Annotated in this window: 20 protein-coding genes; all 20 read left to right on the forward strand. The window is 29.8% G+C overall.

All coding sequences use genetic code 11. The features are described 5' to 3' along the window. Positions 1-891: a DnaJ C-terminal domain-containing protein gene (locus M4I23_RS07620; protein WP_249754001.1), complete on the forward strand. Its 891-nt coding sequence runs from the start codon at positions 1-3 to the stop codon at positions 889-891. Further along, positions 891-1,187, forward strand: coding sequence for a chaperone modulator CbpM (locus M4I23_RS07625; protein WP_158849141.1), 297 nt, complete (start codon positions 891-893; stop codon positions 1,185-1,187). Before M4I23_RS07620 ends, M4I23_RS07625 begins: the two co-directional genes overlap by 1 nt. Before the next feature lie 9 nt (positions 1,188-1,196). Beyond that, positions 1,197-2,096 carry a mechanosensitive ion channel family protein gene (locus M4I23_RS07630; protein WP_158849139.1) on the forward strand — a complete coding sequence of 300 codons (900 nt, stop codon included), beginning with the start codon at positions 1,197-1,199 and terminating at the stop codon, positions 2,094-2,096. A 230-nt stretch (positions 2,097-2,326) separates the two neighbouring features. Continuing rightward, entirely contained in the window at positions 2,327-2,773 is a 447-nt protein-coding gene (locus M4I23_RS07635; protein WP_158849137.1) for a pyridoxamine 5'-phosphate oxidase family protein, read from the forward strand. A gap of 114 nt (positions 2,774-2,887) precedes the next feature. Further along, a complete protein-coding gene (locus M4I23_RS07640; protein ID WP_158849135.1) occupies positions 2,888-3,754 on the forward strand; it encodes a universal stress protein in 867 nt (288 codons plus the stop codon). Between the two features lie 165 nt (positions 3,755-3,919). Then, the gene (locus M4I23_RS07645) at positions 3,920-4,552 is read left to right on the forward strand and encodes a Crp/Fnr family transcriptional regulator (protein ID WP_158849133.1); all 633 of its coding nucleotides are present in this window, start codon (positions 3,920-3,922) and stop codon (positions 4,550-4,552) included. Between the two features lie 144 nt (positions 4,553-4,696). After that, on the forward strand, positions 4,697-5,056 hold the full coding sequence (locus tag M4I23_RS07650; RefSeq protein ID WP_233267538.1) for a rhodanese-like domain-containing protein: 360 nt from the start codon (positions 4,697-4,699) through the stop codon (positions 5,054-5,056). A 51-nt stretch (positions 5,057-5,107) separates the two neighbouring features. Then, positions 5,108-5,377: a heavy-metal-associated domain-containing protein gene (locus M4I23_RS07655; RefSeq protein ID WP_158849131.1), complete on the forward strand. Its 270-nt coding sequence runs from the start codon at positions 5,108-5,110 to the stop codon at positions 5,375-5,377. Between the two features lies 1 nt (position 5,378). Beyond that, positions 5,379-6,398: a DUF3365 domain-containing protein gene (locus tag M4I23_RS07660; RefSeq protein WP_249754002.1), complete on the forward strand. Its 1,020-nt coding sequence runs from the start codon at positions 5,379-5,381 to the stop codon at positions 6,396-6,398. A 12-nt stretch (positions 6,399-6,410) separates the two neighbouring features. Then, on the forward strand, positions 6,411-6,707 hold the full coding sequence (gene trxA / locus M4I23_RS07665; RefSeq protein WP_158849127.1) for a thioredoxin: 297 nt from the start codon (positions 6,411-6,413) through the stop codon (positions 6,705-6,707). After that, entirely contained in the window at positions 6,707-7,288 is a 582-nt protein-coding gene (locus M4I23_RS07670) for a TPMT family class I SAM-dependent methyltransferase (protein ID WP_249754003.1), read from the forward strand. Before trxA ends, M4I23_RS07670 begins: the two co-directional genes overlap by 1 nt. A gap of 186 nt (positions 7,289-7,474) precedes the next feature. Further along, positions 7,475-8,194 (forward strand): peroxiredoxin, encoded by a 720-nt coding sequence (locus M4I23_RS07675; RefSeq protein WP_158849123.1) that lies wholly within the window; start codon positions 7,475-7,477, stop codon positions 8,192-8,194. A 175-nt stretch (positions 8,195-8,369) separates the two neighbouring features. After that, on the forward strand, positions 8,370-9,713 hold the full coding sequence (locus M4I23_RS07680; RefSeq protein ID WP_249754004.1) for a rhodanese-like domain-containing protein: 1,344 nt from the start codon (positions 8,370-8,372) through the stop codon (positions 9,711-9,713). A 238-nt stretch (positions 9,714-9,951) separates the two neighbouring features. Continuing rightward, positions 9,952-10,263, forward strand: a complete 312-nt coding sequence (locus tag M4I23_RS07685; protein ID WP_158849119.1) for a hypothetical protein — start codon at positions 9,952-9,954, stop codon at positions 10,261-10,263. Between the two features lie 89 nt (positions 10,264-10,352). Beyond that, positions 10,353-10,967 (forward strand): TetR/AcrR family transcriptional regulator, encoded by a 615-nt coding sequence (locus tag M4I23_RS07690; RefSeq protein ID WP_249754005.1) that lies wholly within the window; start codon positions 10,353-10,355, stop codon positions 10,965-10,967. A 1-nt stretch (position 10,968) separates the two neighbouring features. Continuing rightward, positions 10,969-12,219, forward strand: coding sequence for a TolC family protein (locus M4I23_RS07695; protein ID WP_249754006.1), 1,251 nt, complete (start codon positions 10,969-10,971; stop codon positions 12,217-12,219). Between the two features lie 10 nt (positions 12,220-12,229). Then, positions 12,230-13,132 carry an HlyD family secretion protein gene (locus tag M4I23_RS07700; protein ID WP_158849112.1) on the forward strand — a complete coding sequence of 301 codons (903 nt, stop codon included), beginning with the start codon at positions 12,230-12,232 and terminating at the stop codon, positions 13,130-13,132. 1 nt (position 13,133) lies between these two features. Next, a complete protein-coding gene (locus M4I23_RS07705) occupies positions 13,134-13,631 on the forward strand; it encodes a hypothetical protein (RefSeq protein ID WP_158849110.1) in 498 nt (165 codons plus the stop codon). A gap of 20 nt (positions 13,632-13,651) precedes the next feature. After that, positions 13,652-14,110 carry an OsmC family protein gene (locus tag M4I23_RS07710; protein WP_158849108.1) on the forward strand — a complete coding sequence of 153 codons (459 nt, stop codon included), beginning with the start codon at positions 13,652-13,654 and terminating at the stop codon, positions 14,108-14,110. A gap of 6 nt (positions 14,111-14,116) precedes the next feature. Then, positions 14,117-15,019 (forward strand): ABC transporter ATP-binding protein, encoded by a 903-nt coding sequence (locus tag M4I23_RS07715; RefSeq protein ID WP_158849106.1) that lies wholly within the window; start codon positions 14,117-14,119, stop codon positions 15,017-15,019. Positions 15,020-15,039 lie beyond the last annotated feature (20 nt).

Raw genomic sequence — 15,039 nt, forward strand, 5'->3', positions numbered from 1 at the left:
ATGGCTTACATAGATTATTATAAATTATTAGGGCTTTCAAAAACAGCCTCAGAAGCCGATATTAAAAAAGCATATCGCAAATTGGCTCGTAAATATCACCCAGACTTAAATCCGAATGATAAAGTTTCAGAGAAAAAATTTAAGCAAATAAATGAAGCTAATGAAGTTTTAAGCCACCCTGAAAACAGAAAAAAATACGACCAATACGGTGAGAATTGGCAACATGCTGAAGAGTATGAAAAAGCAAAACAACAAGGACAATATAATCAAAGTTCTCAAGGTGGTCCTAGTGGATATGCCGATCAAGATTATTCTTCTTTTTTCGAGGATATGTTTGGTGGTAGAGCTTCAGGAGGTGGCGGTGGCCGATCTGTAAAATTTAGAGGCCAAGATTTTAATGCGGAAATGCAACTAGACTTAAAAGATGTTTATACAGCACACAAACGTACCTTAACCGTTAACAATAAAAACATTAGAATAACCATTCCGGCAGGTATAGAAAATGGACAAAACATAAAAATAAAAGGCCACGGTGGCAAAGGTGTTAATGGTGGTCCAAATGGCGATTTGTATATTCAGTTTTCTATTTCAAACAATACAAAATTTAAAAGAGACAAAGATAACCTCTATACAACCATAGATTTAGATTTGTATAATGCATTATTGGGTGGCGAAATTATGGTGGATACCTTTAACGGGAAAGTTAAACTAAATATAAAACCAGAAACCCAAAATGGAGCTCAAGTAAAACTAAAAGGAAAAGGGTTTCCTAAGTATAAAAAAGACGGTCAGTTTGGAGACTTATATATTACCTATCAAATAAAAATACCGACTGCCCTTACAGAAAAAGAAAAAACATTAATAAAAGAGTTACAAAAACTACGTCAATAATGGAAATACAAGATTTAATACCTGTACCAATTCTATGTAATCGCTATAATGTTCCGGTTTCCTTTATAAATACATTACAGGAATTTCAACTGGTAGAGGTTATTGCTAAAAATAATGACTTTTATATCCATACCAAACAGATAAAAAAAGTTGAAAAAATGATACGCTTACACTACGATTTAGATATTAATTTAGAAGGTGTAGATGTTATTTATAATTTACTAAAACAAGTTGAATCGCTACAAGAAGAAATAAAAACTTTAAATAATAGGCTAAGCCTTTATGAAGATATATAACTAATTAAAATGGAACAATTAATAAACTGGCTCGATAAAAACCCAACAATATTTAGTGTTTTTAAATATGTTATTCTTGTCATTTTTGTTCTTATTTTAATTCAATTATTTCGGCGTTATTTAAGAAAAAAAGTTACCGATACAGATGCTAGATATAAGTCTCAAAAAGGTATAGAAATTATTGGATACATAGTTCTAATCATTCTATCCTTTTCCTACTTCACAGGCAATATTAAAGATTTCACATTAGCTATTGGGTTATTTACTGCTGGTATCGCTTTTACGTTACAAGAACTTATTTTAAGCGTTGCTGGCTCATTATATATATTTATTGTTAAAGTATACAAACCTGGAGATCGTATTGAAATTAATGGTATTAAAGGCGACGTAATTGATGTAAACAGTATGCATACCACCATGATGGAAATTGGCCAATGGGTAAGCAGTGATAATTATAGCGGTCGTATTGTAAAACTAAGCAATGCATTCGTTTTTAAAGGCCCTATTTACAACTATTCTCAAGACTTTCCTTTTATTTGGGATGAGTTTAATTTACCCATTAAATATGGATCGGATATTGAATTAGCAAAATCTATAGTTATTAAAATTGCTTCGGAAATTCTTTCTGAACACACCATTAATTCAAAATCTAAATGGAATGAAGTTGTTAATAAATATTACATTGAAGACGCTGTAGTAGACCCAACTTTAGCAATTACTCTAAACGATAATTGGATTCAATTTAACCTAAGATATATTGTAGATTATAAAAAAAGACGCATCACAAAACATATCTTAAACAATGATATATATAAAGCCCTTGAAAAAACAAATGGCAAAGTTTTACTAGCATCAACAACTATAGAAATCATTAAAATCCCTGAAGTTAAAGTACACGTAAAAGAATAGCTTTTAATAATTTCTAAAGCATTATATATCTATAAATACAGTAAACTCTACTTCTATATAGTTTGCTTATTCGGTAAGTTTCTTACCAAATTTCATTCATTTAAAATTCCGAATCTATAAAATTATAGTTGATTGATATATATCATTGTAGACTACCTATTATAATTATATTTTTAATAAATAATACTTTAAAATATAATATCATGAATACTAGTTTAAAATATAACGTCATGAAAGATTTAACCAAAAGCGAAAGCTTGCATATTTTAGAGACTAATTATATTGGTTACTTATCTTTTATATGGGAAAATAAACCTTATTCAATTCCTATTACTTATTATTATAATAAAGAAGATAATTGTATTATTAGTTATTCTGATGAAGGTCATAAAATCGATGCTATGAGATTAAACAATGCAACATCTCTAGCAATAACCGAAATAGAATCCATAAACAAATGGAAATCTATCCTTGTGCATGGTAAATTTGAAGAACTGGATGGCACGTTTGCACAACATCAATTACACAAATTTACTTTAGGTCTAAAAAAAATAATAGCTAATAAGGATCATGAATACCCTCAGTTCATAAACGATTTCCCCAACAAAACAAAATCTTACAAAGCCCCCGTAGTATACCGTATAAAAATATTAGATCTTTCAGGAAAAAGCAGTTAAAAACAGGAATATTAAACTCAAAATTTAGTGTCCTAAAATAATTTGGTTCTATGACGAATGTCATTTTTTTGAAAGATGTATAATCATAATTTTAATCAGATAAAATTAAGTGTTATGAAAACTATCCTATATGCAACAGATTGTACTAAAAACGATGCTTCAGCATTAAAATATGCTTATCGTTTTAGTTATATTATGAAAGCAAATTTACACGTGATGCACGTTTACGATGTTCCTCCGGTTTCTATTTCTGTTATAAAACGTTCTGACGTATTGAAGAATAATATGATTCAAGAGCAAAAAGATATTGTTACAAAATACTGCGAAACCCATCTTAAAAACGAATTTAGAGAAAACCCTATTAAAATTCATGTTGTCGAAAACATTTCAGTTGAAAATGCTATCCTCGACATATCCAAAAAATTATCACCAGATTTAGTACTTCTAGGTATTAAAGATACCCGTAGTCACAGAACGTATTTCTCTAGTAATATAGCAAATATATTGTTAGATAAAATTGAAGTTCCAGTAATGATGATACCAAATGGTATGGTTTATAAAAGCATTTCAACTATAGTATATGCAACAGATTTTGAAAAGGAAGATATTCTACCTATAAAAAAACTTATTGAAATTGTAAGCCCGTTTGAAGCTCTTATAGAAGTTGTTCATATTTATAAAACAGATACAACTACTGCTAAAGAAAAAATGGTACGATTTAAATCTATACTATTAGAGCAAATTTCTTATAAAGAAATCACATTTAAAACTATGGCTGCAACTAAAATAAAATCTGGTCTTGTAAGTGTTTTAGATAATGAAAAAGCAAGTATGTTAGCCATGTTAGAACGTAAACATAGCTTAAGTCTTGATAATTTATTTCATAGAGATTTGGTTAGAGAAATGGAAGAAATTGTAACCATACCAATACTAGCTTTTAACAAACATAATACTAAGCTAAAAGAAGCTGTTACTGCATAAAGACATCACTATATTTAATACAATTTTTAATCATTTATTTATCCTTATTATAAGTTGCATCTTTTCAACTTTAGAATAGAACAATAACATATCGAGTGTGTAACATAAGTAACCTTATTCAAATGCTGATATTGTAATTTTGAAACAACTTAAAGCGGAATTAAGATGATAAATGAATTAAACGATAGTTATGGGCATCTTTTTGAAGACGCCTTACTTGAAGAAATAGCACAGATTGGAACTTATAAAGAAATACCCGAAGGGTTTAAGTTGCTAGAAATAGGCGATTACATAAAATCTATGCCATTGCTTATTTCTGGAGCTATTAAGGTTTTACGAGAAGATAATGATGGAGACGAGCTATTGCTTTATTATTTAGAACGAGGTGAAACCTGCTCCATGACCATGACCTGCTGTTTAGGACATAAAAAAAGTGAAATTAGAGCTATAGCCGAAACCAATGCAGAACTAATTATGGTGCCTGTAGGTAAAATGGAAGAATGGACGGCAAAATATAAATCTTGGAGAAATTTTGTTTTTGAAAGTTACCATAATAGAATAAACGAATTATTAGCAACCTTGGATAGTATTGCCTTTTATCAAATGGATGAGAGATTAGTACAATACTTAAAGAAAAAAGCCAGTGTTAATAATGATAATATTATTAGATATACACATCAAGAAATTGCTTATGACCTCCACACCTCTAGAGTTGTAATATCACGATTACTAAAAAAACTGGAACAGCTTGGCAAGATAGAGCTACATAGAAATTACTTGAAAATTTTAAATTTATAAACGCTAATTTTTTAAACTGAAAGTCCTTTAAATTATAGAGAATAAATATCCATTAATGCAAAAACTAGATATTACATCTGTGTAACTTAGGTTACATATAAAATGTAGGAATTAGATTAAATTTATGCTTATTAATAATCAAAAATGAAAAGCATCATAATCATGTCAATATTCACAACAATATTTGGATCTAAAACGCCTCAAAATAGTGCAATAAAAGTTTTAGATATTCTCGAATTTAAAGCACAGACACAAAACAAAAACGTACAATTAATAGATGTTAGAACTCCAAATGAGTTTAACTCTGGACATATAAAAAACTCAAAAAACATAGATTCGGCTTCTAGTAATTTTAATGACGAGTTTAGTAAATTAAACAAAGATCAAGCTGTTTATGTGTATTGCAGAAGCGGAGCTAGAAGCAGACAATGCTCGAATAAATTAGCCGCAATGGGTTTTACAGAAATCTACGATTTAAAAGGAGGTATATTAAATTATAAATAAACTAAATTAACGGCGAACCCATTTTACCAACATATAAAATAACATTCAAAAATGAAAACTTCAATAATAGTACAAAACCTAAAATGCGGTGGTTGTGCCAATACAATTTCAACTAAACTATCGGATATTAAAAATATTTCGGATATTAAAGTTCATGTAGATGAAAGTAAAGTATCGTTTAATTACATAAATGAAGCCGATGCACTTGCCGTAAAAGAAAAATTAAAAAATATAGGTTATCCTTCGGTAGAAGACGATAATAATTTAGTTTCAAAAGCTAAATCTTTTGTTAGTTGTGCTACAGGAAAATTTTCAAAATAAAATGGTTAAAATCAAAAATTTAATAGTCATATTTATTTTTTCTGCTCTAATCTTTAGTTGTAATAATTCTAAGAAAAAAGAGTATTCAGCTTTCGAAAATCAAAAGGAAGCAAACAACCATCCAGGTAAAAAATTAATGGAAGCTAATTGCTATGCATGCCATAGTCCTTCTGCAAATCAAGATGATCGAATTGGACCACCAATGATTGCTATAAAAAAACGTTATATAAATAACAAAACTACAAAGGCCAACTTTACAAAAGATATACTAGCTTGGATTAAAAACCCAACTGAAGAGAATGCCAAAATGTACGGAGCAGTAAACCGTTTTGGTTTGATGCCAAAACTACCTTTTGAAGAAGAAACCATAACCCAAATAGCGGATTACATGTTCGATTTTGAGATTGATAAACCCGAATGGTTCGAAGCTCATTATAATCAAGAAAGAGGCAATAACAATGGTCAAGGTATGAAAAAAGGCCTGGGTAACGGACAAGGTATGCGCATGCAACAAACAAAAGCGAGTACTGGTGATTTATCTTATGGTGAACGTGGCTTAAAATATGCCCTATCCACAAAAGCCGTTTTGGGTAAAAATTTAATGAAAGCCATTCAAAAAAAAGGAACTTTAGAAGCCTTAGCATTTTGTAATATAAAAGCCTACCCATTAACAGATAGTATGGCTGTGGTGCATAACGCAACTATTAAAAGAGTTTCCGACAAACCTAGAAACCAAAATAATCAAGCAAATAAAAAAGAATTAACGTATATTGAATCTTTTAAAACCGATATTAAAAATAATATAGAACCAAAGGCGATTGTAGATCAACTGGATAATAAAGTTCAGGTCTACTACCCTATTTCTACAAATACAATGTGTTTACAATGTCATGGAAAAATAAACCAAGACATTCAAAAACTAACATTACGCAAACTAGAAAGCTTATACCCTCAAGATAAAGCAATAGGTTATAACATTAATGAAATTAGAGGTCTTTGGAGTATTACTTTTGATAAATAAATTAAATAAGTTATGAGCAAATTTTCAGAATTAATAGATAAAGATACTCCCGTAATAGTAGATTTCTATGCAGAATGGTGTGGACCTTGTAAAATGATGAATCCCATTTTAAAAGAGGTCAAAGAAACATTAAAAGATAGAGTTTCTATAATTAAAATAGATGTTGACAAAAACAAAGCTATAGCCGCTAAATACCAAGTAAGAGGTGTACCAACTATGCTACTTTTTATTAAAGGAAAACAAGTGTGGAGACAATCTGGTATGCTTCAAAAGCACGAATTAATTAATGTAATTACAGATTCCTATTAATGGATTTTAACGAAAGCTATTGGGATAATAGATATAAATTAAGTGATACGGGTTGGGATTTAGGCGAAGTCTCACCACCATTAAAAGCTTATTTTGATCAGTTAACAAACAAAAGCTTAAAAATTTTAATTCCTGGTGGAGGTAATTCTCATGAAGCAGAATATCTACACCTTAATGGCTTTGAGAATGTATTTGTAATCGATTTATCTCAAACTGCACTCCTAAACATAAAAACAAGAGTCCCTTCCTTTCCTGAACATCATCTTATTCATGGCGACTTTTTTGATATAAATATCACTTTCGACTTAATTATTGAACAAACCTTTTTCTGTGCAATAAACCCCATTTTAAGAACTACTTATGCAGAAAAAGCATTTAAAATGTTAAATACAAACGGTAAAATAGCAGGTTTACTTTTTAACGCACCTTTAAATAAAACACACCCTCCTTTTGGAGGTTCTAAAACAGAATATAAAAAATATTTTCACCCAAATTTTGATGTGCTGTTAATGGATGAATCTCATAATTCTCATCACTCAAGAAAAGGAAGAGAGTTGTTTATTAAAATTAAGAAGAAATAATAACTATCAAAACCTAATTCAGGTTTATATTATTCAGAAAACTACACCATATATTTAGAGCAACGCATCCTTAAAATACTTCTTTTTTCAAAATTGCTCAACTTATGTAACCTAAGTTATATATAGGCTTACTCTATAGGTTTAAATTTACATCATAGAATAAATCAATAATACAATATATTAATTATGGAAGCAAATTTAGAAAAACAAGAAACTTTCACCATGCCAAGAATTGGTGATAAAGCACCAGAATTTACCGCAGTAACTACTCAAGGAGAAATTAATTACCCTTCGGATTATAAAGGAAAATGGTCTATATTATTTAGTCATCCAGCAGATTTTACGCCGGTTTGTACTTCAGAATTTATGACATTTGCACATTTAGAAGAAAAATTTAATAAAGCAAATTGTAGCCTTATTGGTTTATCTATAGATGGTTTATTCAGCCATATTGCATGGTTAAGAACTATTAAAGAGAAAATTGAATTTAACGGAATGAAAAACGTTGAAGTTAAATTTCCTTTAATAGAAGATATTTCTATGGATATCGCTAAAAAATATGGTATGGTTCAACCAGGAGAAAGTAAAACCCAAGCCGTTAGAGCTGTCTTTTTTGTAGATCCAGAAGAAACCGTTCGTGCCATAATTTATTATCCTTTAAGCTTAGGCCGTAATTTTGATGAGTTATACAGAGCATTGATAGCCATGCAAACATCAGACAAATTTAATGTAGCAACTCCTGCAGATTGGAATCCTGGTGACGATGTTATAGTATCTCCAGCTGGATCTTGTGGCGTTGCAGAAGAAAGAATGACTTCTACTGAAGAGTTAGATTGTAAAGACTGGTTTTTCTGTACTAAAAAACTGGATAAAGATTTAGTGTTAGACAGCATTCTTAAAAAGTAAAATAATTTTTAAATTAAAAAGAGTCTCAAATTGAGGCTCTTTTTCTAATTTAACTCAATTAGTATATTTTTTTAAACTAAAATTGATAAACACAACGCTCCTTCAATATATTAGTTTTAAATTTAAAAGGAGACCAATTTTTCTATTATATAGATAAACATAAAAAGACAAAATTATGAATATTATACAATTTGAAGACAAACCATTAGCGCATTATTCATACGTTATAATAAGTAATAATGAAATGGCTATTGTAGATCCATCAAGAGATGCAAAGCCTTATTATGAATTAGCAGAAAAGCATAACGCAAAAATTAAAGCTATTTTTGAAACCCATCCCCATGCAGATTTTGTGAGCAGTCATTTTCAGATACATAAAGAGACGGAAGCAAAAATTTATGTAAGTAAATTGGTTGGAGCTAACTATCCACACCAAGCATTTGATGATGGTGATACACTAAAAATGGGAGCGATTACATTTTCTGCAATTAACTCACCAGGGCACTCACCAGATAGTATTACAATTATAGCTAATGATATAGATAATAATTATGCTATGTTCTCGGGAGACACCTTATTTATAGGCGATGTTGGAAGACCCGATTTGCGAGAAAAAGCGGGTAACATGAAAGCTAAAAGAGAAGAATTAGCTAAAAGCATGTATCATACCATACATAATAAATTTAATCATTTGCCAGATACTACAAAAGTGTATCCAGCGCATGGAGCAGGTTCTTTATGTGGTAAAAACATGAGTACAGATCCATCAAGTACTTTAGGAAGAGAACGAAATGAAAATTGGGCTTTTAAGGATTTAACCGAAGATCAGTTTGTGAATCACATTTTAAAAGATCAACCTTTTATCCCTGCTTATTTTGGATTTAATGTGGCTATTAATAAAGAAGGTGCAGATAATTTTGAAACTACATTCTGCGATGTACCTTTTAACTTTGGAATAACCGAGTTCAGGAATTACGACAGTTTGATTATTGATGTAAGAAAGGCTTCATATTTTAAATATAATCATCTTAAAGGAAGTATTAATATTATTGCAGAAACAGAAGATGATAAAGTAGAAACGTGGTTGGGTTCTATTGTAGAACCTAATGAAGCGTTTCATTTGGTAATTAATTCTATTAATGACAGAAAAACAATTCTTAGTCGTATAGCCAAAATTGGTTATGAAAAGCAAATAAAATCAATTATAACTTTAGGTTCTAATAAATTCGAAACATTCAAATCTTTAGACCTTGAAAACTTTAAAAAGTATCCAAATCAATATACAATTATTGATATCCGAAATACAAGTGAAGTAGATGAAGGTAAGGTTTTTGAAAGCGCCATCCCAATTCCTCTAAATCAATTAAGAGTTTCTAAAAACAAAATCCCTACAGATAAACCAATTGTAGTGCATTGTGCTGGTGGATATAGAAGTGCAGCAGGTAGTAGTATTATTTCAAATTTAATAAATAATGTTACAGTATATGATCTTAGCGACGATGTTAACGAGTTTAATTAATTACTCATTACAAAATTAACAAAGCTATTTAATATTAAATATTATAGTTTTCCTGAAGAAAAATCAACGTTAATAAAAGATTTAAATTGCACGCATTGGCGCATATATATTAAATTAAAAAAGAGTCTCAAATTGAGGCTTTTTTTTGTAACCAAAGTTACGTAGTATTAACTATATACTTAGTACTTTTATAGTCTATAAAAAAAACTATTTTTAATAATTACAATCAGTCTAAATCATGACAGGTACTTTAATTTCCTTGATTAGTATTTTCATAGGGATTATTGCTGCAAATGTATTTGGGAATTTAAAAAAAACATATTCTTTTGGTTTCACAGGAAATACATTAATAGGTGTTTTTGGTAGTATCTTTTTTATTAAATCCTTTGGAAGATTAGGTTTCGATCCTTGGTCCATAATGCAAAACGGAACATTTCATATCTCATTATTTATCATTAATTGTATTATTTCCATTTTAGGCGGAGTGCTCGGATTAATAGCCATTAAGTTTATAGAGAGCAAATTGAATAAAGATCTTCCTAAAAAATAAATTAAAACTATAATAAAATAATCAAATAGGATACTGTTTGATTATTTTTTGTAAATTTGTTAACCATCTGGTTAAACCATTTAGTTGAAATGAGAAAAACAAAAGACGAAAATACGGAAGAACAAATATTAGACGCTGCAAAAAGCATATTTCAGTCTAAAGGAATGGATGGTGCTCGTATGCAAGAAATAGCAGATAAAGCAGGTATTAACAAAGCGATGCTTCATTACTATTACAGAAGTAAACAAATGCTGTTTGAAGCAGTCTTTAAAAATGCCTTTTCATTATTAGCACCTCAATTAAATACTATTTTAAATGATGATTCTTTAATTGAAGAAAAAGTAAGAAACTTTACTTCAAATTATATAACATTTATTGTTAAACATCCTTATCTGCCAAATTTCATAATTCAAGAATTGAATAGAAATCCAGATTTTATGCTTAAAATGAAAGGCACAAATGGCTTCCCTAATATTGAAAAATTTAAAAAACAAGTTCAATATGAAGTTGAAAACAACATTATTAAACCCATTAGCGCAGAACAATTATTCATAAATATTATGGCTTTAAATATTTTCCCATTTGTAGCCAAACCACTAATCATGGTATTTACAAATACAGATGATGACGCTTATAAAAAGCTAATTGAAGATCGAAAAACAGAAGTAGCCGACTTTATTATTAATTCTATAAAGCACATATAAAATGAAACAATTAATAATCATTTTAATCCTCCTAACGGCCTTGCCAAGTATTGCTCAACAAAGCATTACACTAGAAGAATGTTACAATTTAGTAACTACTAATTACCCTTTAGCAAAACAATCTAAATTATTAAATACCCAAAACAAACTAGAAGCTGCAGTTATTTCTACTTCACAATTGCCGCAAATAAGTTTAGATGCCTATGCCACTTACCTATCGGATGTTATTGAGTTTCCTGCCGCAATGTCTGCGGTGGAGCCACTAAACAACGACCAATATCGTGCTACGGTTTCCGTAAATCAATTAATTTATAATGGAGGAGCAACCGGTGCCTCCTTAGATTTAAAATCGGCGCAATTAAAAACCAAACAGAAACAAGTAGAAGTTAGTTTGTATCAATTAAAACAACAAATCAATCAGCTCTATTTTTCCATTTTATTAGCACAAGAATCAAAGTTATTATTAAACGCAAAACAAACGCAATTACAAGCAAAACTAAAAGAAATACAATCGGGTATTAAGTATGGTGCTGTTTTACCATCTTCAGATAAAGTTTTACAAGCTGAATTATTAAAAATAGATCAACAATTTAAAGAATTAGAAAGTAATAAATTAACACTTATTCAATCTCTTTCTAGTTTAATAAGCCTGCAATTAAATTCTTCAACTTTATTTCAAAATTCATTGGTAGAAACGCAATTACAAACGGATTTAACCCGACCAGAATTAGAATTATTTCAACTTAAAAAAGAAGAAATTGAAAATTCGGAAAGTGTATTATCAAAACAAAATACACCAAAACTACTAGGGTTTGCAACTGGCGGATATGGTAATCCAGGACTAAATATGCTCGATAATTCATTTCAAACATTTTATACTGTTGGAGTTAAATTGAATTGGAAAGTATTCGATTGGAATTCGAACAAAAAACAACGTGAATCCTTATTAATTAATAAAGATATTATAGATAATGAAACCGAAATTTTCAAACTAAACACTAACATTGAATTAAATAAACAACAAAAAGAAATCGATAAAACAGAAGCCTTTATCACATCAGATTTAGAGATTATAAATCTTAGAAAAGAGGTACTAAAATCGGCAGATTCTCAACTTAAAAACGGAGTTATTACCTCATCGGCATATATTACAGAACTCACCAATTTATACGAAGACGAAAATACGTTAGTAAAACATAAAATTCAGTTACAACTAGCAAAATCAAATTACAATATCATTAAAGGACAATAAAAATATACAGATGAAAAATTACAACTATATATTGGGTTTAAGCATAATAGCAACAAGCTTGTTTTCTTGTGGAAACAACGATGAAAAGGCCGATGGCTATGGAAATTTTGAAGCTACGGAAATAACCATTTCAGCTGAAAACAACGGAAAATTAATGCAATTCGATCTAAATGAAGGCGATGTACTTCAAAAAGAACAATTCATTGGTTATATCGATACTATTCCGTTAGCATTAAAACAAGAACAATTAGAAGTGTCTAAAGCTGTAATTGGCTCAAAATCTAAAGGAGTTTTATCCCAAATAAGTGTACTAAATTCTAGATTAAAAACAGCCAACATTAATAAAACACGAGCAGAAAATTTAATAAAAGATAACGCAGGAACTCAAAAACAATTAGACGATGTTTCTGGAGAAATTGATGTTATAAGAAATCAAATTAGAAGTGTAGAAATACAAAATGCACCTGTGGTTAACGAGCTTAAATCTATCGATGTGCAATTAAAACAAATTGACGATCAGATTCAGAAAAGTAAAATTATAAATCCTGTAAACGGAACGGTATTAACTAAATATGCCGAGCCTAATGAAATTACCGCTTTTGGTAAACCTTTATATAAAATAGCAAATTTAAACACGATGCAATTACGCGTCTACATTAGCGAAACGCAATTGGGCAATATTAAAATAGGTCAAGAAGTTACTGTGGAAATTGATGGTGTAGATACAATGAAATCTTATAAAGGTTCGATTAGTTGGATTGCTTCGGAAGCAGAATTTACACCAAAAATAATTCAAACTAAAGAAGAACGTGTTGTATTAGTTTATGCAGTAAAAGTAGATGTGAAAAATGATGGCAGCCTTAAAATAGGAATGCCTGCTGAAATGTGGATTAACAATATAAATAATAACTAAAATGATGAAATATTTAATTTTTGTAATAACCTTAATTGTTTTTGTTGGTTGTAAAGACAATGAAAAGCAAAATACTTTAGATAGAATACAAACAAATAACCCACCCGTTGTAGTAGATAACACAAAGGAAAACAGAGAGACTTTAGAAGTTTATAAAAACTCATGGACTAATGAAATAAAGACGAACAAAGAAGGTAAATGGTTAGCAAACAAAGAAACCAATGAAGGTGTAAAAAACATGCTTAATAGCCTTGAAACCATTAAAACAAATACTTTAGAGGATTATAAAACTCTAGCAAAACAATTAGACATCAATAAAAATTATATTATTAAAAATTGTACTATGAAAGGTGAACCTCATGATAATTTACATGTTTGGCTCTTACCATTGATGGATAAAATTGAAGCACTTTCTGAAGCTAAAACTATTGAAGATGCTTCAAAATTAAAAAAGAGTACTGCGGAAAATATTTATAAATACAACACCTACTTTCAATAATAAATATAAGATACAATATCATGGAAAAACATACTTATAACGTTAATGTAAATTGGACAAAAGACAGAAAAGGAACCATGTGTTCCCCAGAATTAAAAAATAATGCAACCAACGAAACTAATTGCATTGAAGTTGCAACACCACCAGAATTTCCCGGAGGAATGCCCAATATTTGGTCGCCAGAACATTTATTTACAGCAGCGATAAGTAGCTGCTTAATGACCACTTTTTTAGCGATTTCTGAATATTCAAAATTAGAATTTGTGAGTTTTAAATGTGAATCTAAAGGGGTTTTAGAAAAAGTAGATGGCAAGTTTGTAATTAGCGAAGTATTATTGTTTCCGGAAGTTGTAATTACAGACGAATCTAAAAAAGAGCGAACAGAACGTATTTTAGAAAAATCGGAAAAAGCCTGTTTAATTTCAAATTCCATTACCTCTAAAATTACTATGGAAACTAAAATTATTGTTCAAAATTAAAACTAAGTGAGTATATCTGTTAACCATATTAGCAAATCGTACAAAAACGTAAAAGCCTTAGAAGATATTTCTTTTGAAGTTAAGGAAGGTGAACTTTTTGGACTTATTGGTCCTGATGGAGCAGGAAAAACAACGTTGTTTAGAATTCTAACAACACTTTTAATTGCAAATGAAGGTACGGCCACGGTTGCCAATTTCGATGTGGTTTTAGATTATAAAAAAATTAGAAATAGTGTTGGCTATATGCCAGGGAAATTTTCACTCTATCAAGACTTAACTGTTGAAGAAAATCTTGATTTTTTCGCCACTATCTTCGGAACAACTATAGAAGAAAATTACGATTTAATAAAAGAGATTTACGTTCAAATAAAACCTTTTAAAGACCGTAGAGCAGGAAAATTATCTGGAGGAATGAAGCAAAAACTTGCTTTATGTTGTGCACTAATCCACAAACCTAAAGTACTGTTTTTAGACGAGCCAACCACAGGTGTTGATCCTGTTTCCAGAAAAGAATTTTGGGAAATGTTAAAGCGTTTACAACAAAAGGGGATTACTATTTTGGTATCTACACCTTACATGGACGAAGCTGCTTTGTGCGATAGAATTGCTTTAATACAAGATGGTAAAATTTTACAGATTGACACGCCTAAAGCTATTGTAAAACATTATCCCAAACAAATTTATAATGTAAGGGCTAATAATACGTATCAACTCATAAATGCTTTAAAGGATTATGAATACAACCATAGCGTCTACCCTTTTGGAGAATTTGTACATTATTCGGATAGTAGAACAGATTTTAATCCAGAAGATTTAGTAACCTATTTAGGATCAAAAAACCTATCTAATATAGAAATAGAAAAGACACAACCAACTATTGAAGACACCTTTATGGAATTAGCAAAATAGCCCTATAAGGTTTAAATAAA

The sequence above is a fragment of the Algibacter sp. L4_22 genome (assembly GCF_023473045.1).
In the GTDB taxonomy this organism is placed as follows: Bacteria; Bacteroidota; Bacteroidia; order Flavobacteriales; family Flavobacteriaceae; genus Algibacter.

Coding starts and splice junctions, on each gene's coding strand:
- M4I23_RS07695 (WP_249754006.1), top strand. CDS start 10,969: ATGAAACAATTAATAATCATTTTAATCCTCCTAACGGCCTTGCCAAGT.
- M4I23_RS07685 (WP_158849119.1), top strand. CDS start 9,952: ATGACAGGTACTTTAATTTCCTTGATTAGTATTTTCATAGGGATTATT.
- M4I23_RS07620 (WP_249754001.1), top strand. CDS start 1: ATGGCTTACATAGATTATTATAAATTATTAGGGCTTTCAAAAACAGCC.
- M4I23_RS07625 (WP_158849141.1), top strand. CDS start 891: ATGGAAATACAAGATTTAATACCTGTACCAATTCTATGTAATCGCTAT.
- M4I23_RS07705 (WP_158849110.1), top strand. CDS start 13,134: ATGATGAAATATTTAATTTTTGTAATAACCTTAATTGTTTTTGTTGGT.
- M4I23_RS07645 (WP_158849133.1), top strand. CDS start 3,920: ATGATAAATGAATTAAACGATAGTTATGGGCATCTTTTTGAAGACGCC.
- trxA (WP_158849127.1), top strand. CDS start 6,411: ATGAGCAAATTTTCAGAATTAATAGATAAAGATACTCCCGTAATAGTA.
- M4I23_RS07650 (WP_233267538.1), top strand. CDS start 4,697: ATGAAAAGCATCATAATCATGTCAATATTCACAACAATATTTGGATCT.
- M4I23_RS07640 (WP_158849135.1), top strand. CDS start 2,888: ATGAAAACTATCCTATATGCAACAGATTGTACTAAAAACGATGCTTCA.
- M4I23_RS07710 (WP_158849108.1), top strand. CDS start 13,652: ATGGAAAAACATACTTATAACGTTAATGTAAATTGGACAAAAGACAGA.
- M4I23_RS07630 (WP_158849139.1), top strand. CDS start 1,197: ATGGAACAATTAATAAACTGGCTCGATAAAAACCCAACAATATTTAGT.
- M4I23_RS07690 (WP_249754005.1), top strand. CDS start 10,353: ATGAGAAAAACAAAAGACGAAAATACGGAAGAACAAATATTAGACGCT.
- M4I23_RS07675 (WP_158849123.1), top strand. CDS start 7,475: ATGGAAGCAAATTTAGAAAAACAAGAAACTTTCACCATGCCAAGAATT.
- M4I23_RS07670 (WP_249754003.1), top strand. CDS start 6,707: ATGGATTTTAACGAAAGCTATTGGGATAATAGATATAAATTAAGTGAT.
- M4I23_RS07655 (WP_158849131.1), top strand. CDS start 5,108: ATGAAAACTTCAATAATAGTACAAAACCTAAAATGCGGTGGTTGTGCC.
- M4I23_RS07635 (WP_158849137.1), top strand. CDS start 2,327: ATGAAAGATTTAACCAAAAGCGAAAGCTTGCATATTTTAGAGACTAAT.
- M4I23_RS07660 (WP_249754002.1), top strand. CDS start 5,379: ATGGTTAAAATCAAAAATTTAATAGTCATATTTATTTTTTCTGCTCTA.
- M4I23_RS07700 (WP_158849112.1), top strand. CDS start 12,230: ATGAAAAATTACAACTATATATTGGGTTTAAGCATAATAGCAACAAGC.
- M4I23_RS07680 (WP_249754004.1), top strand. CDS start 8,370: ATGAATATTATACAATTTGAAGACAAACCATTAGCGCATTATTCATAC.